21 protein-coding genes and 1 tRNA gene are annotated in these 26261 nt (G+C 63.0%); 6 read left to right on the forward strand and 16 right to left on the reverse strand.

Annotated elements, in window-relative coordinates:
* Positions 1-207 precede the first annotated feature (207 nt).
* Complete coding sequence (locus ET524_RS02905; RefSeq protein WP_129423255.1) at positions 208-1503, forward strand: O-acetylhomoserine aminocarboxypropyltransferase/cysteine synthase family protein; 1296 nt, start codon at positions 208-210, stop codon at positions 1501-1503.
* 321 nt (positions 1504-1824) lie between these two features.
* Here ET524_RS02905 and ET524_RS02910 read toward each other — a convergent pair whose 3' ends face one another.
* The 12 genes from ET524_RS02910 to metG form a co-directional block, all read right to left on the reverse strand.
* Positions 1825-2340 carry a phosphatase PAP2 family protein gene (locus ET524_RS02910; protein ID WP_129423256.1) on the reverse strand — a complete coding sequence of 172 codons (516 nt, stop codon included), beginning with the start codon at positions 2338-2340 and terminating at the stop codon, positions 1825-1827.
* 8 nt (positions 2341-2348) lie between these two features.
* The gene (queF, locus tag ET524_RS02915; RefSeq protein WP_129423257.1) at positions 2349-2852 is read right to left on the reverse strand and encodes a preQ(1) synthase; all 504 of its coding nucleotides are present in this window, start codon (positions 2850-2852) and stop codon (positions 2349-2351) included.
* Positions 2853-3033: 181 nt separating this feature from the next.
* Positions 3034-3966, reverse strand: a complete 933-nt coding sequence (queC, locus tag ET524_RS02920) for a 7-cyano-7-deazaguanine synthase QueC (RefSeq protein WP_129423258.1) — start codon at positions 3964-3966, stop codon at positions 3034-3036.
* Positions 3967-3971: 5 nt separating this feature from the next.
* Positions 3972-4808 carry a radical SAM protein gene (locus ET524_RS02925; protein ID WP_201738628.1) on the reverse strand — a complete coding sequence of 279 codons (837 nt, stop codon included), beginning with the start codon at positions 4806-4808 and terminating at the stop codon, positions 3972-3974.
* A 13-nt stretch (positions 4809-4821) separates the two neighbouring features.
* Positions 4822-5241 (reverse strand): 6-pyruvoyl trahydropterin synthase family protein, encoded by a 420-nt coding sequence (locus ET524_RS02930; RefSeq protein WP_129423259.1) that lies wholly within the window; start codon positions 5239-5241, stop codon positions 4822-4824.
* A 438-nt stretch (positions 5242-5679) separates the two neighbouring features.
* A complete protein-coding gene (locus tag ET524_RS02935; protein WP_129423260.1) occupies positions 5680-6333 on the reverse strand; it encodes an HAD family hydrolase in 654 nt (217 codons plus the stop codon).
* 151 nt (positions 6334-6484) lie between these two features.
* Positions 6485-6560: transfer RNA gene (locus ET524_RS02940), tRNA-Ala, on the reverse strand.
* A gap of 164 nt (positions 6561-6724) precedes the next feature.
* On the reverse strand, positions 6725-7057 hold the full coding sequence (locus tag ET524_RS02945; RefSeq protein ID WP_129423261.1) for a Veg family protein: 333 nt from the start codon (positions 7055-7057) through the stop codon (positions 6725-6727).
* Positions 7058-7240: 183 nt separating this feature from the next.
* The gene (gene rsmA / locus ET524_RS02950) at positions 7241-8155 is read right to left on the reverse strand and encodes a 16S rRNA (adenine(1518)-N(6)/adenine(1519)-N(6))-dimethyltransferase RsmA (RefSeq protein ID WP_129423262.1); all 915 of its coding nucleotides are present in this window, start codon (positions 8153-8155) and stop codon (positions 7241-7243) included.
* Positions 8148-9293, reverse strand: a complete 1146-nt coding sequence (locus tag ET524_RS02955; protein WP_129423263.1) for a flavodoxin family protein — start codon at positions 9291-9293, stop codon at positions 8148-8150. Before ET524_RS02955 ends, rsmA begins: the two co-directional genes overlap by 8 nt.
* Positions 9290-10366, reverse strand: a complete 1077-nt coding sequence (locus tag ET524_RS02960) for a TatD family hydrolase (RefSeq protein ID WP_129423264.1) — start codon at positions 10364-10366, stop codon at positions 9290-9292. The genes ET524_RS02955 and ET524_RS02960 overlap by 4 nt, the downstream gene beginning before the upstream one ends.
* 181 nt (positions 10367-10547) lie before the next feature.
* Complete coding sequence (metG, locus tag ET524_RS02965) at positions 10548-12137, reverse strand: methionine--tRNA ligase (RefSeq protein WP_129423265.1); 1590 nt, start codon at positions 12135-12137, stop codon at positions 10548-10550.
* A 432-nt stretch (positions 12138-12569) separates the two neighbouring features.
* Here metG and ET524_RS02970 point away from each other — a divergent pair, with 432 nt between their 5' ends.
* The gene (locus ET524_RS02970; RefSeq protein ID WP_129423266.1) at positions 12570-13742 is read left to right on the forward strand and encodes a coiled-coil domain-containing protein; all 1173 of its coding nucleotides are present in this window, start codon (positions 12570-12572) and stop codon (positions 13740-13742) included.
* Positions 13743-13938: 196 nt separating this feature from the next.
* Here ET524_RS02970 and ET524_RS02975 read toward each other — a convergent pair whose 3' ends face one another.
* The 4 genes from ET524_RS02975 to ET524_RS02990 form a co-directional block, all read right to left on the reverse strand.
* Positions 13939-14475: a M48 family metallopeptidase gene (locus ET524_RS02975; protein ID WP_201738630.1), complete on the reverse strand. Its 537-nt coding sequence runs from the start codon at positions 14473-14475 to the stop codon at positions 13939-13941.
* 208 nt (positions 14476-14683) lie between these two features.
* Positions 14684-15532 (reverse strand): 16S rRNA (cytidine(1402)-2'-O)-methyltransferase, encoded by an 849-nt coding sequence (rsmI, locus tag ET524_RS02980; protein ID WP_129423268.1) that lies wholly within the window; start codon positions 15530-15532, stop codon positions 14684-14686.
* A gap of 136 nt (positions 15533-15668) precedes the next feature.
* Positions 15669-20321, reverse strand: a complete 4653-nt coding sequence (locus tag ET524_RS02985; RefSeq protein WP_129423269.1) for a 2-hydroxyacyl-CoA dehydratase — start codon at positions 20319-20321, stop codon at positions 15669-15671.
* Positions 20322-20336: 15 nt separating this feature from the next.
* Positions 20337-20954 (reverse strand): TetR/AcrR family transcriptional regulator, encoded by a 618-nt coding sequence (locus ET524_RS02990; protein ID WP_129423270.1) that lies wholly within the window; start codon positions 20952-20954, stop codon positions 20337-20339.
* A gap of 465 nt (positions 20955-21419) precedes the next feature.
* On the opposite strand from ET524_RS02990, the gene ET524_RS02995 reads away from it, so the two are divergent.
* From ET524_RS02995 to ET524_RS03010, 4 genes are all read left to right on the forward strand, one after another.
* Complete coding sequence (locus ET524_RS02995; RefSeq protein WP_129423271.1) at positions 21420-22274, forward strand: MetQ/NlpA family ABC transporter substrate-binding protein; 855 nt, start codon at positions 21420-21422, stop codon at positions 22272-22274.
* Between the two features lie 253 nt (positions 22275-22527).
* Positions 22528-23892: a PFL family protein gene (locus ET524_RS03000; RefSeq protein ID WP_129423272.1), complete on the forward strand. Its 1365-nt coding sequence runs from the start codon at positions 22528-22530 to the stop codon at positions 23890-23892.
* A 348-nt stretch (positions 23893-24240) separates the two neighbouring features.
* Positions 24241-25920, forward strand: a complete 1680-nt coding sequence (gene ettA, locus ET524_RS03005) for an energy-dependent translational throttle protein EttA (RefSeq protein ID WP_129423273.1) — start codon at positions 24241-24243, stop codon at positions 25918-25920.
* 3 nt (positions 25921-25923) lie between these two features.
* Complete coding sequence (locus ET524_RS03010; RefSeq protein ID WP_129423274.1) at positions 25924-26208, forward strand: CxxCxxCC domain-containing protein; 285 nt, start codon at positions 25924-25926, stop codon at positions 26206-26208.
* Positions 26209-26261 lie beyond the last annotated feature (53 nt).

The following is a 26261-nucleotide window of genomic DNA, read 5'->3' on the forward strand; positions in this document are numbered from 1 at the left end:
CAAAATCTCTTTTCGCCCGTAAGACCTATAATTTTGCTAGGCTTATCGCTCATCACGCGCGCCGGGTATCGATAATTCGAAATACCCGGCGCGCGGAATCTCCTATATCCCTATTGACCCACTTCCTTTGCTTCGGTATAACTAACATCCGTCATCACGTTATACAAAAACAAGAAAGCAATAGTCATCGGTTTAGGAGATAACGAAATGTCTGAGAAAGCGAAGTACGCCTTTGAAACCCTGCAGGTCCACGCCGGCCAGGAGCAGCCCGATCCAGCCACTGATTCCCGCGCCGTGCCGATCTACCTGACGTCGTCCTACGTGTTCAAGGACGCCGCCACCGCTGCCGGCCGCTTCGGCCTGACCGAGCCCGGCAACATCTACAGCCGCCTGACCAACCCCACCGTCAGCATCTTCGAAGAGCGCGTTGCCGCGCTTGAGGGAGGCGTTGGGTCCCTGGGCGTTGCCACCGGTTCTGCTGCCATCACCATCGCCGTGCAGAACATCGCCACGGCCGGCGACCACATCGTGTCCTCCACGAACCTGTACGGCGGCACGCTGAACCTGTTCGAGCACACGCTGGCTGATCAGGGCCTTTCCACCACGTTCGTCAACCCCGCCGACCTGGACGCCGTCGAGGCCGCCATCCAGGACAACACGAAGCTGTTGTACGCCGAAACGCTGGGCAACCCCAACTCCGACGTGCTTGACCTTGAGGCTTGGGCCGACATCGCGCATCGTCACAACGTGCCGCTTATCGTTGACGCCACCTTCTCCACGCCCTACCTGCTGCGCCCCATCGAGCACGGTGCCGACGTCGTCGTGCATTCCGCTACGAAGTTCATCGGCGGCCACGGCACGGCCATGGGCGGCGTGATCACCGACGCCGGCAAGTTCGACTGGGCCGCCAACGCCGATAAATTCCCCGGCGTTGCCAAGCCCAACCCCAGCTATCACGGCGTGGTGTTCACCGAAGCCGCCGGCGAGGCTGCCTACATCACGAAGGCCCGCGCCACGCTGCTGCGCGACCAGGGCGCAACGCTTTCGCCGTTCAACGCCTGGCTGCTGCTGCTCGGCCTTGAAACGCTGTCCCTGCGCGTCGATCGCCACGTGGAGAACGCGCTGAAGGTTGTCGAGTTCCTGAACAACCACCCGCAGGTTGCTTCCGTGAACCACCCGTCGCTGGCCACCGGCCGCGCCAAGGAGCTGTACGAACAGTACTATCCCAATGGCGCCGGCTCCATCTTCACGTTCGATGTGAAGGGCACGGCCGACGATGCCCGCAAGTTCACTGAAAGCCTGAGCCTATTCAGCCTGCTGGCCAACGTTGCTGACGTGAAGTCCCTGGTCATCCACCCGGCTTCCACCACGCACTCCCAGCTGACCGAAGAGGAGCTGCTGGCCGCCGGCATCAAGCCCACCACCGTGCGCCTGTCCATCGGCACCGAGAACATCGACGACATCATCGCCGACCTGGCCGCCGGCTTCGAAGCCATCAAGTAGCCTACCCCTCAACAAGCGCGAAGGCGAATCGCCGCGCTGACGTGCTCTGCATGTTTCCTTGGCTGCGCAAGCTTGGCCTTTGGCAGCCAAGCAAAAGCCCGCTCAACTCCCCATTGAGCGGGCTTTCTTGTATTTGCGAGCCGTTTGACCAGGACTGCAAGAGGAAAAGAGCGAAGGCCGGAGACGCCGCCGTTTAACGAACCCGCGACACCGCAGGCAATTTAGCTAGACCGGAGCAGCCAGCAGCCGAGGCACCACGAGCGACCAGACGCAGCCAATACCCGGGCAGTCGCGTTTCCAAAACCTGCGCGAAAGTGGTTGCTACAGCAAGAACCCAACCGCACCCAGCGCAATGCCCAGCACAGCGCCGGCAACCACATCGCGCGGAAAATGTACGCCCGACACCACGCGAATGACGGCAAGCGCAACGCCCGCCACCAGCATGGCCGGCCCTGCCCACGCAAGCGGGCACCACACGCAAAACGTCATGGCTATCACGAAGATGCTGAACGTGTGCCTGCTGGGAAACGAATTGCCCTGCGTATCTTTCGCGATGACGGGCGCCGCATCGAACACTTCGTAGGGACGCGGCGCGTTGATAGCTTTACGCAAGGCGGTGACCAGCACGAACGATACGCCTGGCACCAGCAGCGCGCACAGCAGCGGCTTTGCCGGCCAGCCAAACGCAATCTGCCACGCAGCAAGCCATGCGAGCAAGCACGGATACGCCACATACACGGCATTCGTGATGGCCTTGTTCGCCAGCACAACCGCACGTGTCGCAGCCGGCCGCGCCCGCAGCGCATTCGTCATACGTATGTACGTTGATTTCCTCATGCGCTTCCCTAGCGGTTGTTCACCGCTTCCGGATGCAAATCGTGGTTCGCCAGGCGGTCCCACGCAACCTGCTCCCAGCGCGTGCCGGGCTTGCCGTAGTTGCAGTACGGGTCGATGGAAATGCCGCCACGCGGCAGGAACTTGCCCCACACCTCGATGTACTTCGGGTCCATCAGCGCAATGAGGTCCTTCATGATGACGTTGACGCAATCCTCATGGAAGTCCCCATGGTTGCGGAAGCTGAACAGGTACAGCTTCAGGCTTTTGCTTTCCACCATGCGGATGTTCGGCACGTACGAGATGTAGATGGTGGCGAAGTCGGGCTGGCCGGTGATCGGGCACAACGCCGTGAATTCCGGACAGTTGAACTTCACGAAGTAATCGTTGCCCGGGTGCTTGTTCTCGAACGTCTCAAGCACGCTGGGGTCGTACGTTTGCGGATATCGCACGCCCTGGTTGCCCAAAAGCGACAGGTCGTCAGCGCCTTCGCGCGTAGGTTTTTCGTTCGTCATAAGATTCCTTTCAAGCGTGGATACGTTACGCGCATATCGTTTTATCAGCAAATGAGATGACCTTGAGAAGAAGCAGGCAGCTTCGATATCTTCTACCGCCAAGAGGCCCCGCAGTTGCTGCAGCTACATTTACCCGAAGGTACTGCGGCCTAATTGCTCGGCAAGGCCGCAGCGCCAAGCCCTATTCGCCCGCTTGCGCGCGCTGCGCGTCAAGCGCATCAAGCAGCGGGTCGCGCACGCCGTTCAGCTCGAACGCGCGATTGCGATCGATGCATGTGCCGCATGCGCCGCACGGGTAGTTGCCTCCCTCGTAGCAGCTCCATGTCAGTTCATAGGGAACGCCCAGCTCAAGGCCGCGTTTCACGATATCGGCCTTCGACCATTCCACAAACGGCGCCTCCATACGCAGCTCGCCGCCCGTGCCCTCCATGATGGCAAGGTTCATGGCGTACACGAACTCCAGCGAGCAGTCGGGGTACGCGTTGCCCGCCCAGTCGTCGTGGTGCGCACCGTAATACAGCACGCTTGCGCCCAGCGACAGCGCCATGGACGCGGCCGACGACAGGAACAGCCCGTTGCGAAACGGCACGTACGTGCTGACTGGCGCGCCGTTGCTTTCGTCAAGCTGCTCGGCATAGCTTTCCTCGGGAACCTGGTCGGTGGAGTGCGCAAGCAGGCTGCAGTTGCTGTCGGCAAAAATGGCCGACAGATCCAAAAACCGCTGCTCAACGCCGTAATACGTCGCAACGGCCTTCGCGCTTTCAATCTCTTTCTCGTGGCGTTGGCCATACGAGATGCTCAGCGCGAACACGTTTTCGGCGCCATAACGCTCAACCGCCATGGCCAGAAGCGTGGTGGAATCCACGCCGCCGCTGCATAGCACCAGCGCCTTTTGCCCCTCTTGCGACGCTCCCAGCTGCGGGCCGGCCGCCTTGTGCGCCGCTGCCGCAGCAGCGAACGACCCGAACGAACGGGGGCTCTCGTTCGCCGCAGTGCCGGACGCGGCCGTAGCGTTGTGCGACTCTTCGCCGACAGCTGCCGTTCCAAAGGCGCCTTCGCGAACCGCAGCCGCGGCTTGCGCCAACGACGGGAACACTTTGTTGGATTCTTTCATGCCTGCTACACGCCCCTCTCAACGTTAGGCCAGATGATCTTGTGCAACTGCAGCTGAGCCGTTGCCCATATCATGCCGTTTTCCTGCATGAACTCGACGATGCGCGCCGGCTCGATGCGCCCGAAGCACGGGCTGAGGTACACCGGAACGCGCCCGGGCAGGTCAAGCTGCCGCGCAACTTCAAGCACGCGCGGCAGATCGCTTTCGGCGCACACGAATTTCACGGCATCGCGCGCATCAAGCAGCGCGAAATTGGTGGGCAGCATGCGCGCCTCCATACCGCTTGAAGGCAGCTTCCAGTCCACGGTAAACGTGAGCGCACCGGGCGCCACGCCGCGAAGCTGCTGCCGCAAATTGGCAAGTTCTGCCAGGTCAGCGGCCCCGTTCGTTTCAACTTCCACGCGCAAGCCATGCCCGGTCGGGCCCGCTTCGCCGCACAGCACGCGCACCAGCTGCGCAAGATGCGGTTGCAGCACCGGCTCGCCACCGGTCAGCGTCACGCACTCCACGCCCGTTTCGCGCACCCACGCCACCAGCGCCGCAACCGTTTCCGATTGCACGGCAGCACCCGGCTCGTTCGCCCACATCGTGTCGCAATACGAGCAGCGCAAGTTGCAGCCCGCAAAGCGAATGAACGCCGCCAGCTTGCCCGCGCAGCGCCCTTCGCCGTTGATGCTGATGAATTTCTCCACCACCGGCATGGCGGCGCAGCCCGCCTCGGCGCCGTTGCCGCCAAGCAGTGCAGACGCTTCGCTCGCATCGGGCGAAGAAGCACCGGCACACACTGCCGCCTGCTTGGCTTGACGCGCGCCGCCGCGCGGCTCGCAAACCGCAGGTTGCACGTTGTTTTCCCTGCTAGGCACGGTAAATCGCGCAGTTGTTCGGGGTTTCGTACACGTCAACCTGCGACACCGGGAAGCCCTTGGCGGCCAGCTTGTCGAAGAAATAGCGCGCCAGATTCTCCGCCGTGGTGCGGAACGGCATCATGGAAAGCGTGAAGCCCTCTTTGTGCAGGCATTCAAGCGTTTCGGGCATAAGCGAACCCTCTTCCACCACGAACGAATGGTCAAGCTCCTCGGTCAAATCGCGCAGCGCACGCTTGAACTCGGCGAAATCGATGACCATGTCCTTGTGCGTACCCTCGGTTTGCAGCTCCGCCTGCTCCAGATACGCCACCACGCGCCAACGGTGGCCGTGCAGGTTCTCGCACTTGCCGTGATAATCCGTCAGAAAATGAGCTGCATCGAAGCTGCTCTCCGTTTTCAAGCCATACATAGCAAAAGCCTTTCCCGTAAAGCGAAAACCGCCGTCGGAAAAGGCCCTTGTATCGCGCGTTACCTGCCACGATGCGCGCAAACACCGCATTCGCCGCGCCGCAGAAACCGCGTCCGCCCGCGCGAGCCATGCCCAGCCGCACAAGACGCAGCACCGGCAGCTCCCGCTGCGAAAGCAAGCAAAGGTACCTAGTTTTGTTTACCGACAGGAGGTTTTCGAACTGTCCATTTCGTTGTGCAGCAAGTATACCGCGCCGCGAAAGCCGCCGCGCGCCCTTCGCACGATTACCGCAAGCGCGAAACGTTACCACTGCTCTGTCTGCAGCATGGCGCGCCGATGGTCCATCAACGCTTGCAAACAAGACTCACCCGAGCCACCGTAGCGTCTTTACCGCCGCCGAAATGCCTCGCGAAAAGGCCGTACGGCGCATCGATTCCGTTAGCGAAGCCCCAAAACGCCCTTCACAAGTTCGTCCCACGTATGCGCCACGAACGTGGGATTTTCGGCCGCAAGCCGCGCTTCGTCGAACATGCCCCAGGTCACGGCCGCTGCTTTCGTGCCGGCCGCATTCCCGGCCTGCAAATCGAACGGAGCATCGCCCACGTACAGGCACTCAGCTGGCGCGAAGCCGAGTATTTCGCAGCCGCGCTGCACCGGCTGCGGATCGGGCTTGGGACGCTCGACGTCGTCCCACCCCACGCAGCAATCCAGGTACTGCGCCGCGCCGACCACCTCAAGCCCGTGCCACGCTACCTCATGGCGCTTCGACGTGACCACGCCCAGATTCAAGCCCGCCGACGCCAGCTTCGCCAGCGCTTCGACGGTGCCGGGAAACGCCTTGATCATCTGGTCGTGCACCGTTTTGTTATGCGCGCGGTACGCCTCGCAGAACCGCTCCTGCAACTGCGGGTCATCGGTGAAATCACGCACCTGTACCGAAAGCGGCTGCCCAACCTTTTGCAGGTACTCTTCATCGCTGAGCTGCCGGCCAAGCACCGCCGGCCCCGCATAGCGAAAACTCGCAAGGATAAGATCATGCGAATCGACCAACGTTCCATCGTTGTCGAACAGCACTGCTTTCAGGCCTGCCATGTTTCTCCTTCGATAATGAGCGGCCTTTGCGAAAAGCCCGGCAAATCGACGGTCCCCGCGCTTCCGACGAGCTCCCGCCTTCCGGCGTGAACCCTTTTGGCCTCCGACATAAAAAAGAGCCGCCAGAAAACTGACGGCTCCGAAGTTTCCATGGTGGAGATGATGGGATTCGAACCCACGACCCCCACGTTGCGAACGTGATGCTCTCCCAGCTGAGCTACATCCCCATGGGTATTGCGCTTTGCGCGAGAAAGCATTTTCCTCGTTCGCCCTTGCTTTGTCAAACAGTTCTTGCGCAGCATTCGCAAAATGTCCATGTTTCATGCCACAGCGCGCCCATACGCAAAACAGGGGCCGCACCGGCCCCCGTTTCTTGCAATTTCGAAAGCGCCTAGGAAAGCACCTTTTCCTCAAGCATGGACATGTCCACGCCCGGCTCATCCCCCTCGGGGATGAACGGCTCGAACAGCGGCTCACCGTTCTGCGACAGCTCCACCATACCCGTCAAAACGTCGACGTACTGGTAGGACTGACGCGCCGTGCGGCCGCGCTTGCGGTCGACTTCCATGATGAACAGCTGCGGATGCACCTGCATCAAAATGCCTTCGCTTTCGACGATCTTGGAACGACCCATGTTCGCGCGAACCTTCAGGCGTTGACCGACGAAGTCATGTAACGTATCATGAATGGAGTCGACGATTTTTGCTTGCTTCGCTAAATCCATAGTAGCTCTTTCCCGCATAACACACAGATAACAGTTCACAATTATATCATGCGGGTCAATGCAAGCTTACTTCTCCATCTTTTGCACCCATTTTTATAGCAGTTATCACAGAACGGCCACATCCGCTGGGCCGTTCTGTGATATTTGGCCGACAAGCGCCGGCCTTATCGGTGCATGAAAACGTTATTGGCCAAGCTGTGCCTGCACCGCAAGCAACTCCTGCCCCAGCTGCACGAACTCCGCAAGCGACAGCGTTTCGCCGCGCCGTTTCGGGTCGATTGACGCGCGCTCGAACAGCTCCGGCAAATGCTGCGCCACCGCCCCACCTTGCGCGCCGCGGCCGGCAAAGTACGTTTTGCAAGAATTCGAAAGCGTTTTGCGGCGGCTGGCGAATGCCGCATCGGCCATAGTGCATGCCGCGCGCACCACATTTGCATCAAGCGGCGCTCCGGAAGCATCCGTCACGGGACGGCGATTCAGGCGGATAACGGCGCTGTCCACGCGCGGCGGCGGAAAGAAGTTGTTCGGACTGACGGGAAAACGGCCAGCGGGCTGCGCGTACAGGCGCAGCTTCACCGTGTACGCCCCGTAGTTCTTCGTGCCGGGCTCGGCCGCCATGCGGTCCGCCACCTCTTTTTGCACCATCACCGTTGCAGATTGAAGCGAATCAATGCGCTGGAAGTAGTCGAGCACCACTGTGGCTGCCACGGCATACGGCAGGTTCGCCACAAGCTTCGTTGGCATAGCCTGCGCATTCAGGTCGGAAAGCTGCAGGTCAAGCGCGTCTTTCTGGATAAGCGTGAACTTGTCCCACCACGGCGCCAGCGTTTCTTCGAGCACGGCCGGCAAATCGGCATCGCGCTCAATGGACGTGACATGCGCGGCGCCTTTCAGCAGCGCCATGGTAAGCGTGCCGATGCCCGGACCGATTTCCAACACGCGATCGGCGCCGTCAAGCTCGGCAAGCGCGACGATTTTCTGCACAATGGTATCGTTGACCAGGAAGTTTTGCCCCAGCGAATACTTTGCCGTCAGGCCGTGGTCGGCCAGCACCTCGCGCGTGGCGGCAAGACTCGCAAGTGTCGACAGGCTACCCACGGCGCTTCCCCTGCTTTCCGCCGCGGTTAGCATTGCCGCCTTTCGCGCCGCCAGCCTTGCCGCCGCCTTTGCCCTTTTGCGCGTGCGGGTTGTCGTGTTTGGCCTGCTGCACGCCGTTTGTGCCGCGCTTAGCGTTCGCGTGCTTCTTTTGCGCGGAGCGCTTGCGCCCGTGCTGAGCCGCATCAACGCGACGGCCTTCTTCGTCAAGCTTGATGACCTGGCGCTCGGAACCGTTTTCGCCCAGGTCAAGGCGCGCACGTTGCTGTCTGCGCGCAGCCTGGGAAGCAAGTTGGGCAGCGAAGTCGTTCTCCGCGAACGCTTCAGGCGCGCTTTCGGCGGGCGCAGCCGGCTGCTCGGCCGGCGCTTCCACAGGCTCGACCGCCGCCGCAGATGCGCCGCCGGCGAACGCGCGCACAACAGGGCCGCTGATGGGATATTCGTCCGCTTCGGCTACGATTTCGCCCGACTCGTCGATCTTGCCTACCCAGTCAAGCACGCGCTCCAGACGGAAGCCCGCCACAGCAGCTGCCGAGCGAACCGTGCCCACTAGCGGGTCGAAGCCGTGCGGATCGCCGCCCTCGCCCACCACGTGCAGCGTGCAGGGGCGCCGCCGCGCGCGCTGGCGCGTCCAGAAATACGGCTGGAACCGGTCGAGCACAGCCTTGAGCTGCGACGACGGGCCCGCAAAGTACACGGGCGCCACCACAATAAGCTCGTCGGCGTCCTCAAGCAGCGGATAGATGTCGTCCATGTCGTCGCGGATAACGCACCGACGATTGGCGTCGTTGGGGTCCCCATCACTCAGGGAATTGGGAGAGTCAGTGAGGGCGCCTGTGGCAGTGCAGCCCGTGGGGAAGACGGAGGCGCCGCGTACTTCGGTACGCAAGTCTCCGGCTTCGCCGCGGGATGCGCTGCCACAGGTGGCCGCAACGTCGGCATCTCCGCCGTTCGGCAGAACAGCGGAACCACGTTTGCACCAATCGCAAGCATTGCACCCGGCCACTTCCAGCGTGGACACCGGCGCCAGGAACACCTCGTCTTCCGGGCATTCTTCGATGCAGCTTTCGAACAGCAGGTCCGCCAGCGCGCCGCTGCGGCCCTCGACGCGAGGCGACCCGACAATAATCAGGCGTTTCATTCGCAATTCCTTTCGTTTACGGCAGCGGGCGCATGGGCTTGCTGCCAAGCGGTGGGCGGACGGTCAAGCAACGCGCGAGCGTTTTCGCGCAGCTGCGCCAGCAATTCGGCCCGGGCGGCGGCGCTTTCACACCCTAGCACTTCAGCCATGCACGCAGCGGTGAACACCGTGTGCGCCGGCCCGCACGGCACGCCGCGCATAGGCTCAGGCGTCATGTACGGGGAATCGGTTTCGGTAAGCAGCAGGTTGCGCGGCGTGCGCGCCACCGCATCGCGCGTATCCTGGCAGCGCTTGAACGTGAGCGCGCCGCCCAGCGCAACGTAGCACCCCTGTTCAACCCAGGGTTCCAGCGTTCCCCAATCCAAATCGAAGCAGTGCAGCAGCGTGCCTGCCGCCGGGAAACCCTCTTCGTGCAACATGGCGAACGCCTCGTCGTGCGCCTCGCGCACATGCAACGCCACCGGCAAGCCCGTTTCATGCGCCAGGCGAATCTGACGGCGAAACGCCTGCCGCTGATCTTCGCGCGGCGACAGATCGTAATGGTAGTCCAGCCCGATCTCGCCCACGGCGCACACGCGCGGATCGGCCAAACGCGCAACAAGGCGCGCCTCCATGGCGTCGTCGTAGAACTTCGCGTTGTGCGGATGCACGCCGCACGCCAGGCGTAGCCGCGGCAGCGGACGCGCGGCGGCCCCCTCGGGCAGCACGAACGCCGCCGGCAGCGCGCCATCGGGCAGATGCGTTACCGCATCGCCACCAGCCGCCAGCACCTCGCGCGTGCATTCGACTACCTGCGGCAAACGCTCGGCCGCTTCGACATACCAGCCATCGAAGCGATCGAACACCTCAGGCGCATCTTCCTGCACGTCGATGATGTCGCACACGAAGTCGACGCCCCACACCGCGCAGCGCGCGAACTCAAGCGCCGGATCGGCCAACAGATGCACGTGCGCGTGCGTATCGGCCACCGCGCCCTCAAGCCGCGGCGGCTCTACCAGGCGAAACTTGCCGTGCTTGCGCTTCTGGCGAAACAGCGCGTCGAGAAATACGGGTTGTTCTTGCTCTTCGGTCATTCACATTCCCTTGGTAAAACGAACCTGACAAGGCACCTGTCCCCTTGTCAGGTTCAAGCTCAAATGGGACAAAGGGACTGTCCCCTTGTCCCATTTTGCCGAGACGGCGCGGACAAACCGCGTCTCGTTCCAAAAAAGCGGGGCAAAAGGAAGTTCCCTTTGCCCCGCTTCGTACGTCCAGTTATTCGGCGTTGACGTCGATCTCGTCCATGTTCAGGCGCGGGAACAGCGGGTCGCCGACGGTGACGGCGTTGCCGGCGGGCAGCTGGCCCCACTTCGTGGCGGCCTCGATGTCCACTACGTCGGTAACCTTGCCCAGGCTGAGGCGATCGAACACCTCGTTGGACGTGTTCGGCATGAACGGAGCCATGTACAGCGCGATGATGCGGATGGCCTCAAGCGCGTTGTAGATGACAGCGGCCAGGTCGCCGGCCGTTTCCTCGCTTTTCGCCAGATTCCACGGCGCGCTTTCCTCGACGTACAGGTTCACGCGGCCGGCCAGCTCCTGCACCGCCGCGGCGGCACCGGTGAAGTCGACCTCGGACAGGCAGGCGTCGTACTTCGCGTACAGCTGCTCGACGATGGGCAGCATGGGGTTCGCCACGCGCTCGGCAGCGTCGACCGGCACGGCGGGAACCTTGCCGTCGAAGTACTTCTTCGTCATGTTGAACACGCGGCTGCACAGGTTGCCCCAGGTGTTGGCCAAATCGGCGTTGTAGACCTGCACCATGCGCTCCATGGAGATGTTGCCGTCATGGCCGAACTGCACGTCGGACATAAAGTAGTAGCGATACGCGTCCACGCCGAAGATCTTCACCAGGTCGGCGGGCTTCATGCCGTTGCCCTTCGACTTCGACATCTTCTCGCCCTTCGTAAGCAAGAAGCCGTGGCCGAACACCGTGTGCGTGATGGGCAGGCCGGCGGCCATGAGCATGGCCGGCCAGATGACGCAGTGGAAGCGCGTGATGTCCTTGCCCACGAAGTGGTACTGCATGGGCCAACGCTGCTCGAACTCGCCGGCGCGCTGCTCGTCGCCGTAGCCGATACCCGTGAGGTAGGCCAAAAGCGCGTCGGCCCACACGTAGGCCACGTGGCCCTCGTCAAACGGCAGCGGCACGCCCCAGTCGAACGTGGAACGGCTGATGGACAGGTCCTTCAGACCGCTTTTCACAAACGTGACCACCTCGTTTTTACGCGTTTCGGGGCGGATGAAGTCGGGGTGCTCCTCGTAGAACTTCAGCAGCGGCTCCTGGAACTCGGACAGCTTGAAGAACCAGTTCTCCTCGCCGCCGGCCTTCTGCACCGGGCGATGGCAGTCGGGGCAGACCAGCTCGCCGTCCTCGTTTTTCTCCAGGTCGGACTCGGCGTAGTACGTTTCCTCGTGCACGCAGTACCAGCCCTCGTAGCTGCCCTTGTAGCACCAACCCTTGTCGTAAAGGTCCTGCCAGAACTTCTGCACGGTGCGCGCGTGGCGCGGCTGGGTGGTACGCACGAAATCGGTGTAGGTGATGTCGAGCAGATCCCACACGTTGCGGAACGCCGGCTCCATGGAATCGCACCAAGCCTGCGGGGTCATGCCCTTCGATGCGGCGGTATCGGCCACTTTCTGGCCATGCTCGTCCATGCCCGTGACGAACGCCACGTCGTAGCCGTTCATGCGCTGGTAGAGCGCGACGGTATCGGCGGCGACGGTGGTGTAGGCCGTGCCCAGATGCGGCTCGGCGTTCACGTAATAAATAGGCGTGGTGAACGAGTAAGTTCCCTTTGACATGGTGCTTCCTTTTGCTCGCGGCCGCAGTCGGGCGAATGATGCCCCGCCAACCTGGGTTTTCGCAGTGCCCCTGATTGTACCACGCGAAAACGCCGGGCCGCGCGGAGGCAGCGGCGGGCACACGGGGGCAACACGGGGAAACCGGGCCGCAAGGCAAGTGCGAAAAGCGCTCCCGCCAAGCACCCGCTGCCCAACGGACCATCGGGCGACCGAAGGACTAGCGCACAAGAGCATGTAGCGCCGCTTTTCCCAAAAGTCCTACGGCAGCGATGAACAACCGCCGCGGCTAGTCAAGCAGAAGAATGTAAGTCGGTCGAAGCCGAGCCCCCGCGCAGGCACATTCGGACACTTGTGCGGGTTTAATGGCACGCATCTTTTGCACACAACCTGCCGGTATAATGACGGAGATTGTTATAAACCAAAGGATGGCGGATGTTTTCTAACAAACCACAAACGAACCCGAGCAACCGCCCTCGCCTTTGCACGCCCCTTGCCCTTGCCTTAAGCGCAACGCTGGCATTCGGCGGCGTGCCGGCAGCGGGTCTTTCGGGGCAAGCTGCCTGGGCCGAGGATATCGACATCAACGTGCAGGCAAATGCCGCACAACAAGAGGTCGAGCGCACAGCGGCCGAATACGACCAGGCCATGGACCGCATCGACCAGCTGAACCAGCAAATTGCCGACAACGAGCATCGCATCTCCGAAATCGAGGAAACGCTTCCCGAGCAGCAGGAACGCAGTTCCGCCGCCGCCGTAAAGCTGTACAAGGCGCAAGCTTCCACTCCCGGCCTTTTGGAGATGGTGCTCAGCTCTGAAAACATCGTCGACTTCTTTACGTCGTTCGAATACGTGTCTCACATCTTCAGCAGCAACCAGTCCGAGATCGAGCGCCTTCAGGAGATGAAGGACGAGCTTGACCAGACGCGTCGCAGCCTGTCGCAAGCGAAGAAGGACGCCGACACCGAGGCCGCCAACGCCGAGCAAGCGCTTGCCGCCGCGCAGGAAGCACGTCAGGAAGCCCAACGCAAAGCGCAAGAGGAAGCCGCGCGTCAAGCTGAAGAGGCAGCAAAGGCTGCAGAAGCACAGGCAGCAGCCGAGCAGGCCGCGCAAACGGAAGAAGCAGGAAAAGCCGACGATGCCGCAACTGATTCCGCAAGCAATTCGCAAGAGTCCGCTGGCACCGGCGAAAGCTCCTCGGGCACCGTTGATGCGCCCAGCAACGATGGCGCCGACTGGACAAGCGACCGCGACGCATTCGTAGCGCAGTGGGCTGGCCGCATCAACGCCTACCTTGCCGGCTCGCCCATGGCGGGCACGGGCGAAACGTTCGCCGAGGCCGCCTGGGATTACGGCGTTGACCCGCGCTGGTCGCCCGCTATCTCGAACACGGAAAGCTCCAAGGGCCTGTACTGTTTCAACAGCTGCAACGCCTGGGGCTGGGGTTCGGCCAGCTGGGACAACTGGGATGACGCCATTCGCACCCACGTTGCCGGCCTTGCCCGTGGCTATGGCTACACCATTTCCGTAGAGGCCGCCAAGAAGTACTGCCCGCCGAATTGGGAGCACTGGTACAGCGCCACGCTGGCGCAGATGAACATGATTTAACGAACAACCCGGCTTCGGCCGGGTTTTCTTTTGCATGAAGCCCGCTGTTTTCCGGGGTTTGTTGCGCTTTTCCAAGAAAGTCGCAGAGCGGGCCCACCATCCCCTTGCCCCTCGTTTCTAAACTGCGGAAATGTCGCGGCGTGAACGACGAAAAGCCCGCGGGTACGTTATCTTGACGAAACCGGGGGGCTTTCCCTTACCGCAATTTGTCGCGGCGCTGTTTCCAGTCGGGCATGAAATGGTCCATGAGCTGGTGAAACCGGGGGCCGTGGCCGCGTTCAAGCAGATGGCATAGCTCGTGCACCACCACGTACTCCAGGCAATCGGGAGGATAGAGAGCCAGGCGCACGTTGATGCAGATGCGGCCGGTGGACGGCTGGCAGCTGCCCCAGCGGCTTGTCATGTTGCGATACGCAAGCGAGCCGACCTTCACGCCCATGATGGGTTCCCATGCGGCAATGAGCGCGGGAACGCATGCTTGCACCACCGCGCGCCACCGCGCCACCTCGGCGGGCGACGCCTGCGAAGCGCGGGCCATGGGCGTTGCCGCCACGCGCGCCATCTGCGTTTCAATCCAGTCGCGCTTGCGGCGCACGAAGTCCACCACATCGGCCTTCGTCATCCATGTGGGCGCGGAAACTTCCACGTGGTCGCCGTCGCGGGCAATACGCAGATTGAGGTTCTTCACGCGTTTGTGCTGCAGGTGGATTTCAATGTCGTCGACGAAGAACACCTCGGGCGGCACCGACGAGCGCGAGGAACGTGGCTGGGAGCCCGCCGACCCGCTGCGCGAGGCGCCCGCACGCGAACCGGATGCGGCTTGCGCGCCAAGCGGGGCTTGCTGCCGCCCGCGCGCCCCGCTTCCCCGCCGCGCGTCAGCTCGCTTGGGTCAACGCGACGCGTGCGCACCAGCCCCGATGCGTTGCGATATGCCATGCCGCTTACGCTTCCAACGCGATATCGTACGCAACGTTGCGCGGCAAGCCGAACTCGGCCGCCAGCGTTTTCGCGATGTCTTTGTTGCGAAGGCCTTCGCCTTTCAGCTGCTGGGCACGCGTGCGCGCGGCGTCTTCGGCGCTTTCTTGGGCCGCCTGGCCCTCGGCCTCGTTCGGCCCGTCGATGACCAGCACGATCTCGCCTTTGATGCCCGGCCCGGCTGCGCGAGCGGCAAACTCGGCGGCTAGCGCGGGCAACGTTGCGCGCACCACTTCCTCGTGGAGCTTCGTCAGCTCGCGGCACACCGCCGCTTCGCGCAGGGGAAACGCTTTCGCCAGCACGTCAAGCGTTGCAGCCACGCGGTTCGGGCTTTCATAGAAGATGAGCGCCGCGTCAAGCGTGCGCACCGCATCAAGCGCCGCCTTTTGGTCGCCGGCCTTGCGCGGGAAAAAGCCGCCGAAATAGAAGCGCGGGTTCGTGCAGCCGCTGGCCACATAAGCCGTGGCCGTGGCCGTGGGGCCCGGCAACACCTCGACGGGGGCGCCCGCCTCGCGACACGCGCGCACCAGGCGCAGCCCCGGGTCGGACACGCCCGGCATGCCGGCGTCGCTGCAGTAGGCGATGATCTCGCCGGCCAGCACGCGCGCAACGACGCCTTCGGCGCGCGAGCCGATCATCGCCTCGTCCAGACGCTCCAGGCGCTTTTCGATGCCGAACGCCGCCAACAGCTTGCCTGTGACGCGCGTGTCCTCCGCGCACACGACATCGGCCGAGCTCAGCGCGTCAAGCGCCCGCTGCGGCATATCGCCAAGGTTGCCGATGGGCGTCGGGCATATGATCAGCTTTCCGGACATGAACGTTCCCTTCACGAAGATGATGGAGAAGATGGTGTCGCGCTTCGCGCTCTTTTGAATGGGCCGAGCTTTCGCTCGGCCCTACGATACAACCAAAAATGCCTTCGCTCGACCCCACGGTGCGGCTCGCGAACCCTTAAGCTCGCGTTTCCTGTACGTCGAGCTTGCCGGCTTCTTCGGCCGCCGGGGTTGCTGCCACCGTGCGGGCGGCGCGGGCCTCGGCTTCCTTGTCGGCCAGGTTGCTCTTCGCCACCGCAATCATAAGCTTGATGCGATTGAGCTGGTTAACCTCCGACGCGCCCGGGTCGTAGTCGACGGCCACGATATTGCTTTCCGGATAGCGGCGACGCAACTCCTTGATAACGGCCTTGCCCACCACGTGGTTCGGCAAGCAGGCGAACGGCTGCGTGCACACCACGTTCGGCGCGCCCGTGCGAATGAGCTCCACCATCTCGGCGGTAAGCAGCCAGCCCTCGCCCATGGAGTTGCACAGGCTCAAAATCTCGCTGGCGTATTCGGCCAACTCGTAGATGCTTGCCGGCGGGTTGAAGCGCGAAGACTCCTCGAGCGCCTTCGTCACCGGCGCGCGCAGGGCCTTCACCACTTTCAGGGCAATCTTGCTGCCGAACGCGCCCTTGGCCGAGCGGCCCAGCGGGTCTTTCTGGAAGATGCCGCCCGCGGCGCCGAACAGGAAGAACTCGATAAGCCCGGGCACCACGGCCTCGCAGCCTTCGCGCTCGATAACGTCGACGATCTGGTTGTTCGCCGTGGGGTGGAACTTCACCAAGATCTCGCCCACCACGCCGACACGGGGCTTCGTGCCCTCGCCTTGCAAAGGCAGCGTGTCGAAGTCCTCGACAATCTGCTTCACCGTTTCCTTGAACTCGCTGCGCTTCACGCCGCGTTTCAGCTGGCGCTTGCACTCGGCCATCCAATGGTCGAACAGGGCGTTCGCGCTGCCGGGCTCCACCTCGTAGGGGCGCGTGCGGTACAGGCACATCATCAGCAGGTCGCCGTACTGCAACGCCGAGACGGCCTGGTACAGCATGGCCGGCGTGATGGAGAAGCCGGGGTTCACCTCGCCCAAGTCCTTGAAGCTGATAGCGATGACCGGGATATGCGACAGGCCCACCGACTTGAGCGCCTTGCGGATAAGCGAGATGTAGTTCGTGGCGCGACAGCCGCCGCCTGTCTGCGTGATGAGCACGGCCAGCTTGTCGGTGTCGTACTTGCCCGACATGACCGCTTCCATGATCTGGCCCGTGACCAGGATGGACGGATAGCAGATGTCGTTGTTCACGTACTTCAGGCCCGCGTCGACCGCGCCGTGGTCCACGGAAGGCAAAAGCTCGACGTTGTAGCCGAAGCGCTCGAAGATGGGCACCAGCAGCTCGAAGTGGTACGGCGCCATCTGCGGGGCCAGGATGGTGTAGCCCGCATCGCGCATCTCCTTCGTGAACTGGGCGCGCGGGAACTCCGTGGTGGCGCCGCTGTCGCGCTGCTTGAACTCGGCCTGCACCTCGGGCGCGGCCTTTTCCGTGAAGCTTGCGGGCGGCTTGATGGCGCGCGCCGCTTCGGCCACGGCCTCGGCATCCGCCCCGCCGGCAGTATTGCCCGCCGCACGCTCCTCGGCCTCTGCCAGCAACTGCTCCACGTCCAGGCTGCACGCGCCGCAGCCCGCGGCGTTCTGCGCCTGCTCGGCCGCGCGGGCCTCGGCCTCCTCGTCGGCCTGGTCCTTCAGGGCCGCAAGCAGGCTGCGCACGCGGATGCGCGCGGCGCCGAGGTTGGACACCTCGTCGATCTTCAGCACGGTGTACACCTTGCCCGCCTGTTCCAAGATCTCCTGCACCTGGTCGGTGGTCAGCGCGTCAAGGCCGCAGCCGAAGCTGTTCAGCTGGATGAGGTCGAGGTCCTTGCGCTCCGATGCCACCTTCGCCGCGGCATACAGGCGCGTGTGGTACATCCACTGGTCCACCAGGCGGATGGGACGCTCGAGCGTGCCCAGGTGCGCGATGGAGTCCTCGGTGAGCACCGCCAGGCCGAAGCTGGTCAGAAGCTCGGGGATGGCGTGGTTGATCTCGGGGTCGTTGTGGTACGGGCGGCCCGCCAGCACGATGCCGTGCGTGTGGGTCTTCTCCATCCACAGCAGCGTCTCGGCGCCCTTCTCGCGGATGTCGGCCTTGAACGCCTCGTCCTCAGCCCATGCGGCGTCCACCGCGGCATCGACCTCGGCCTGCGTAGGCGCCGCCACACCCTTGCCGCACAGCTCGGGATGCGCCTGGATCAGCTCCACGAACAGGCGCTTCTTCAGGTGCTCCTTCTTATCGTAGGGCAGCCACGGGTTCAGGAACTGCGTATCGGAGGTGCGCAGCTCGTCGATGTTGAGGCGCAGCGCCTCGGCGTAGCTGGCCACGATGGGGCAGTTGAAGTGATTGCCGGCGCCCTCGTCCTCCTGGCGCTCCCACTTGCTGCAGGGGAACCAGATGAAGTCGGGGTGCTTGTCCAGCAGGTTCATGATATGGCCGTGCGACAGCTTCGCCGGATAGCACACGCTCTCCGACGGCATGGACTCGATGCCGGCCTCGTAGGTTTTCTTCGTGGACGGGTCGGACAGCACCACGCGCCAGCCCAGCTTCGTGAAGAACGTGAACCAGAACGGGTAGTTCTCGTACATGTTCAGCGCGCGCGGGATGCCCACGGTGCCGCGCGGCGCGTCCTGCTCCGCCAGCGGCGTGTAGTGGTCGAACAGGCGGTGCGACTTGTACTCGAACAGGTTCGGCACCTTCTCGCCACGCGTTGCCTGGCCAAGCGCTCCGGCGCCCTTCTCGCAGCGGTTGCCCGTGATGAAGCGGTGGTGCTTGCCCGTGATCTCGTCTTTTCCGAAGTCGTTGACGGTAAGCAGGCAGTGGTTCGAGCACGCCTTGCAGCGCACGGTCTTGTGCGTGGGGGCCAGCGCCTCAAGCGCGTCAAGGGACAGCAGGCCGCTGACCTGCGAATCCTGGCGGCTGAAGCGGTCGCGGGCCAGAAGCGCCGCGCCGAACGCGCCCATGTTGCCGGCGATGTCGGGGCGCACGGCGTTGACGCCCGAAAGCTGCTCGAACGCGCGCAGCACGGCGTCGTTGAGGAACGTGCCACCCTGCACGATAACCTTGTTGCCCACGTCGTGCGGGTCGCGAATCTTGATAACCTTGAACAGCGCGTTCTTGATGACGGAAATGGCCAGGCCCGCAGCAATGTCGCCGACGGTGGCGCCTTCCTTCTGCGCCTGCTTCACGCGCGAGTTCATGAACACAGTGCAGCGACTGCCCAGGTCAACAGGGTTTTCCGCGCTGATTGCCGTCTTGGCGAACTCGGAAACGTCCAGATTCAGGCCGCTGGCGAAGCTTTCGATGAAGCTGCCGCAGCCCGACGAGCACGCCTCGTTGAGCATGATGTGGTCGATGACGCCGTCTTTCACGCGCAGGCATTTCATGTCCTGGCCACCGATGTCCAAGATGAACTCCACGCCCGGCAGCATCTCCTGCGCGCCGCGCAGGTGCGCCACCGTCTCGATTTCGCCGGAGTCGACGCGCAGCGCCTCAAGCAGCAGGTGCTCGCCGTAGCCGGTGACGGTGGAATGCCCGATGGTCACCAGCGAGCGACCCGCCTCGTCGCAAGGCAGCTCGCGGTACAGCTTGGCGATGGCCGCCTTCGCGCACCCCAGCACGTCGCCCTTGTTCGACACGTAGTGCGTCCACAAAAGCTCGCCGTCTTGGCCGATAAGCGCCGCCTTGAACGTGGTGGAACCGGCGTCGATGCCCAGAAACGCCGTGCCGCGATAGCTTGCCAGGTCGCCGCGGCGCACACGCTCAGAGGCGTGGCGCGCATTGAACTCGTCAAGCTCAGCCTGGTCGGCGAACAGCGGGGGCAGGCGCACAACTTCGCTGCCCTGGATGTCGCCAAGGTTCTTCAGACGGTCAAGCACGTCGGACAAAAGTTCGGCGCGCACCGTTTCGCTTGCCGCGCCCGCGATGGCGCAGCCGCCGGCCACGAACAGGTGGGCGTTTTGCGGCACGATGCGGTGCTCTTCGTCAAGGCTCAGCGTTTCATAGAAGCGTTTGCGCAGTTCAGGCAGGTATTGCAGCGGGCCGCCCAGGAACGCCACGTAGCCGCGGATGGGACGCCCGCACGCCAGGCCGGAAATGGTCTGCGTAACCACGGACTGGAAAATGGACGCGGCGATGTCCTCGCGGCGCGCGCCCTCGTTCAGCAGCGGCTGCACGTCGGTTTTCGCGAACACGCCGCAGCGGCTGGCAATGGGATAAATGGTGGTGGCGTGCTGCGCCAGTTCGTTCAGGCCGCCGGCGTCGGTGTTCAAAAGCGCAGCCATCTGGTCGATGAACGCGCCGGTGCCGCCGGCGCACGTGCCGTTCATGCGCTGCTCGATGCCGTTGTCGAAGTAGATGATCTTCGCGTCCTCGCCACCCAGCTCGATCGCCACATCGGTTTTCGGAATGAACGTCTCAACAGCGGTTTTACTGGCAATGACTTCCTGCACGAATTCGATGCCAAGCCATTGGGCCAGAAGCAGGCCGCCTGAGCCGGTGATGGCGATGGTCATGCGCTTGTCGCCGAAGTCCTTCGCCGCCTCGGAAAGCACCTCCACGATGGTGGCGCGCACGTCGGCGTGATGGCGGCGGTACACGGCATAGCGAATCTGGTTCGCATCGTCGAGGATAGCCAGCTTCACCGTGGTCGATCCCACGTCGATGCCGATGTGCAGGTTCTCGTTCACGTTGTTCTCGCTCATGATCTGCTTACGTCCTTACAGTTTGATGGGGTCGCCGGGTTTGATGAAGAACAGCCGTAGGGCAATTTGCGCCATGTCCTGCGAGCTTTCCTTCATGCCCGTCTCCACCCAATGGGTGATGACCCCCAGATATGCGCTGGCGTAAAACGCCACGTAATATTGCACGAACGGCGCGGGGTCGTTGCGGTAGCGTTCGTGCAGGATGGTTTGGATGATTTCGGTGCATATGGCGTCGCGCACGCGTGGGCCGAAGCTGGGGTCGCCTTTCGAGCCCATGACGGCGTGCAAGAAGCTGCCCTGTTCGCGCAGATGGTCGAACAGGCTGACCAGAAACGGCATGGGCTTTTTGCTGACGCGGTAGCGCAGCACGTCGCGCAGCTCAAGCCGCTGCATCTGCGCCTGGAAGCCCTCGAGGTCGCGCATGACGTCTTCCTCAAGCGCCGCAAGCAGGCCGTCTTTGTCGCCGAAGTTGTTGTAGAGCGTGCCGCGGTTCAGGTTCGCGCGCGAGCACAGATCGCTTGCGTTGAAGTTCGCCAAGCCGCGCTCCTCGATCAGCTCGACCAGCGCGTCTTTGAGCGCGCACTTCGAGCGCGTGATGCGCTTGTCTTCGGTTGCGGCGGTTTCCTCGGCCATACGCCCCCCTTTCCCACAAGTTGCCTTCGGATGCGCGCAACGGCCGCGGGAAAACCCGGGCCGCCGCGCGACCTCTCGTCTTTTGAACAGCCCGGCCAATAATGCACAGGTTGTTCAATAGTGTTATTGTACCGAGCGCACCAAGCGGAATCAACGAAAGCGAAACTCTTCGAAAAGCAACCGTAACCTCTCCATATATATAGGTAGTTCGAATCGTGGCGAAAGCGCCGCCTATAGCCCAACGCCGCAGGCGGGCGAAAACCCACCGTTTACAGCCCATCTGCTGCATAGTAGACTGGGCTATCGTTTTCACAGATAACGTCTGCCCACCTTTTCGTATGAGCAAACATATTGCCCAAAAAATCCCGGTCGGTATACTAGGCGTCATGCAAGAAACAAGGTCGCGCGCTGCCCGTCTGCAAACTCGCGGAAAGCGCTCGCACCACGATGGGAGGGAGACCCAACATGAAGAAGTCCGCATTGAAGAAGCTGGTGGCATTCGCCGCCGCCGGCGTCCTGGCCGCAGGTGTGCTGGCCGGCTGCTCCGGCTCGAACTCCGGCAGCCCGTCAAACGCAAGCTCCGACGACAAGACCATCACGGTTGCCGCAAGCCCCACGCCGCACGCGGAAATCCTCAACAACGCCGTGGCCGATCAGCTCAAGGAGCAGGGCTACACGCTGAACGTGAAGGAATTCACCGACTACGTCCAGCCGAACACGGTCACCGAGGAAGGCGAAGTTGACGCCAACTACTTCCAGCATCAGCCGTACCTGGATTCCTTCAACGAGGAGAAGGGCACGCACCTGGTTTCCGTCGAGGCCATCCACTTCGAGCCCTTCGGCCTGTACGCTGGCAAAACCGCCACGCTTGACGCGCTGGCCGACGGCGCAACCGTTGCCGTGCCGAACGACACCACCAACGAGGCTCGCGCCCTGCTTCTGCTGCAGCAGGAAGGCCTGATCAAACTGGCTGACGGCGCCGGCATCACCGCCACCACGAAGGACATCGTGGAGAACCCGAAGAACCTGAAGATCCAGGAGCTTGAGGCTGCCAACATCCCGAACGCCCTGGCCGACGTGGACATCGCCTGCATCAACGGCAACTACGCTCAGGCTGCTGGCCTGTCCGTGGACAAGGACGCCCTGGCCGTTGAGGCCACCGACTCCCTGGCTGCCGACACGTACGCCAACGTGCTGGTGGTGAAGGACGGCAACCAGAACTCTGAGAAGATCCAGGCTCTGGCCAAGGCCCTGAAGTCCGACGCCGTGCGCGACTATATCAACAAGACCTACGACGGCGCGGTTGTCCCGGTCTTCTAAGTCACAAGCAAGTGCACCACCAGAAAGCGAACCTTCGGGTTCGCTTTCTTTTTTTGCTTGCGGGACCGAAACGCCTTCACTCGCAGCCGAAAACCGAATGGGACAAAGGGACAGTCCTTTTGTCCCATTTCGCAACGCCACCAAGGCGCCGTTTACACGTTAATCCTCTATGAAGCGCGGCCGCCTCGTACACGCAGAGGCGCCCCGTTTGCTATCCTGTTCCAAAAGTTTCGCCGTCAAAAAGGACACCCTCATGCAAATCACGCCGGAAGAAATCGCCGAAACGCTTGCCATGGTCAGCAAGCAACACCTGGACATCCGCACCATCACGCTGGGCTTGAACCTGCGTTCGTGCACGGATTCCGACATCAACACCATGGCACGCAAGGTGTACGACAAGATGACGAAGGCCGCCGAGCAGCTGGTTCCCACCGCCGAGCAGCTCGAGCGCGAATTCGGCATCCCGATTGTGAACAAGCGCATCTCCGTCACGCCCATCGCCGAGATCTGCGCCGCCGTGCCCGATGCCGACCTGTCGCGCATCGCCGTGGCCATGGACAAGGCCGGCGCCGAGGTGGGCGTCGACTTCGTGGGCGGCTTCTCCGCGCTGGTGCACAAGGGCGCCTCAGCCGCCGACAACAAGCTGATGGAGTCCATCCCCAACGCGCTGGCCGCCACCGAGCGCGTATGCTCAAGCGTCAACGTGGGCTCCACGCGCGCCGGCATCAACATGGACGCCGCCTTCAAGATGGCCGGCATCGTGAAGAAGTCCGCCGAGCTGACCGCTGACCGCGACTGCATCGGCGCAGGCAAGCTGGTGGTGTTCTGCAACGCCGTGGAGGACAACCCGTTCATGGCCGGCGCGTTCCACGGTTCGGGCGAGGCCGACGCCGTCATCAACGTGGGCGTTTCCGGCCCCGGCGTGGTGCGCCAGGTGCTGGCGAATATGCCGAAGGACGCCGACATGACCGAGGTCGCCGAGGCCATCAAGGCCACGGCGTTCAAAATCACGCGAGCCGGCGAGCTGATGGCCCGCGAGGCAAGCCGTCGCATGGGCGTGGCGAAGGGCATTCTGGACCTGTCGCTGGCCCCCACCCCGGCCGAGGGCGACTCGGTGGCCGAAATCCTCGAGGCCATCGGCGTTGGCCAGTGCGGCGGCCCGGGCACCACGGCGGCGCTGGCCATGCTCAACGACGCGGTGAAGAAGGGCGGCGTCATGGCGTCGTCGAGCGTCGGCGGCCTGTCCGGCGCGTTCATCCCCGTGTCCGAGGACGCCGGCATGATCCGCGCGGCCGAGTCCGGCGCGCTGTGCCTGGAGAAGCTTGAGGCCATGACGTGCGTGTGCAGCGTGGGCCTTGATATGATCGCCATCCCCGGCGACACGCCGGTCGAGGCCATCTTCGGCATCATCGCCGACGAATGCGCCATCGGCATGATCAACAACAAGACCACCGCCGTGCGCGTCATCCCCGCCATCGGCAAGAAGGTTGGCGACAAGCTGGACTTCGGCGGCCTTTTGGGCTACGCGCCGGTCATGCCCGTGAACACGCACGCCGGCACCGTCTTCGCCCACCGCGGAGGCCGCATGCCCGCCCCCATCAACTCGCTGAAGAACTAAAGGGCAAGCAGGTAACTCGCCCTCTAAACGCTACAAGAAAGGGCTGGCCAAGCGTTAGGCAGCCAGCCCTTTAGCACTTTTTACACAATTGGATAAAATACCACGCTTCACGTTATTCCCGTGAGCGGAGCGGCTCTATGGCCAGCTGCGCCCAAGGCTTGATAGAATAGGCGGACACACCAAGGGTTCGCAAATAAAAAAGCCCGGCGGCCACCGGACTTAACTAAACCGTAAACACGACCCCGCCCGCCGCCTATGAGTAACCCGGGCTTGGTGTGCACCTGCAGTATAGCATGGAGCGGCTTGGCTTTGCCATACGCAAGCTGCTCGACCAGAAAGGCAACACGCATGGCAGAGTTCATCTACCAAATGTACAAAGCGCGCAAAGCGCACGGCGACAAGGTCATCCTCGACGACGTCACGCTGTCGTTCTACCCCGGCGCGAAAATCGGCGTGGTGGGCCCGAACGGCATGGGCAAGTCCACGCTGCTCAAGATCATGGCCGGCATCGAGGAGGTCAGCAACGGCGACGCGCGCTTGACTCCCGGCTACACCGTGGGCATCCTGCAGCAGGAACCCCCGCTTGACGAGGATAAAACGGTTCTGGAGAACATCGAGCTGGCGTTCAGCGACGTGAAGGCGAAGATCGCCCGCTTCAACGAGATCGGCACGCTTATGGGCGAACCCGACGCCGACTTCGACGCGCTCATGGACGAGATGGGCAAGCTGCAAGACGCCATCGACGCCGCGAACGGCTGGGACCTGGACAGCCAGCTGTCCCAGGCCATGGACGCGCTGCAGTGCCCCGACCCCGACATGCCCGTCAACGTGCTGTCCGGCGGCGAGCGTCGCCGCGTGGCGCTGTGCCGCCTGCTGCTCGAGGCGCCCGACCTGCTGCTGCTCGACGAGCCCACCAACCACCTGGACGCGGAATCCGTGCTGTGGCTCGAGCAGTTCCTGCACAAGTACCCCGGCGCCGTGCTGGCCGTCACGCACGACCGTTACTTCTTGGACAACGTGGCCGAGTGGATCTGCGAGGTCGACCGCGGCAGCCTGTACCCGTACAAGGGCAACTACTCCACGTACCTGGAAACGAAGGCCGCGCGCATGGCGTCGCAGAAGCAGCGCGACGAAAAACTGGCGAAACGCCTGGCCAGCGAGCTGGAATGGGTGCGCAGCTCCCCGAAGGCCCGCCAGGCGAAAAGCCGCGCGCGCCTGGAGCGCTACGACCAGATGGCCGCTGAGGCCGCACAGTCGAAGAAGCTCGACTTCACCGAAATCCAGATCCCGGCCGGCCCGCGCTTGGGCGCCGAGGTGCTCAAGGTCGAGCATCTGCACAAGCAGTTCGGCGACCGCGTGCTTATGGACGATTTGTCCTTCGAGCTGCCGCGTAACGGCATCGTCGGCGTCATCGGCCCGAACGGCGTGGGCAAGTCCACGCTGTTCAAGATGATCATGGGCATCGAGCAGCCCACGTCCGGCAGCCTGACGCTGGGCGAAACCGTAAAGGTTTCCTACGTTGACCAGGGCCGCGAGGGCATCGAGGCCAACAAGAGCGTGTGGGAAGTGGTGTCGGGCGGCCTGGACTACATGATGGTCTGCGAAACCGAGGTGCCCAGCCGCGCCTACGTGGCAAGCTTCGGCTTCAAGGGTTCCGACCAGCAGAAGCCAGCCGGTGTGCTGTCCGGCGGCGAGCGCAACCGCCTGAACCTGGCGCTGACGCTCAAGCAAGGCGGCAACCTGCTGCTGCTCGACGAGCCCACGAACGACCTGGATGTCGAGACGCTGTCCAGCCTGGAAGAGGCGCTGCTGCGCTTCCCGGGCTGCGCCGTGGTGACCAGCCACGACCGCATGTTCCTCGACCGCGTGGCCACGCACATCCTGGCATGGGAGGGTACCGACGACAACCCCGGCAACTGGTTCTGGTTCGAGGGCAACTTCGAAAGCTATCAGAAGAACCGCATCGAGCGCCTGGGCGAGGAAGCCGCGAAGCCGCATCGCCTGCACCGCAAGCTGACCAGGGACTAAGCCTTGCGAAAGCCGATTGCAGCGCTGCGCGCATGGTTTGACGGGTCGTGGGATAGCGTGTGTTTGCGTTGCGGCCTGTGCTGTTACGAGCGCGAAGTGGGCGAAGACGGCAGCGTGGCCGTGGATTTAAGCGATGCGTGCGAGTTCCTTGACCCGGAAACGCACCTGTGCCGTGTGTACGAGCGCCGCTTCGAATCGTGCGACCGCTGCCACCAGCTTACGCCGAAGGTTGCCCTTTTCAGCAACCACCTGCCTCCCAGCTGCGGCTACGTGCGAAAGTTCAGGTAAGGAAAACAAGGGGCGCAGTTCAATGTGAACTGCGCCCCATAACTGCAAAGGAC

This window comes from Senegalimassilia faecalis, from assembly GCF_004135645.1.
Lineage (GTDB): Bacteria > Actinomycetota > Coriobacteriia > Coriobacteriales > Eggerthellaceae > Senegalimassilia > Senegalimassilia faecalis.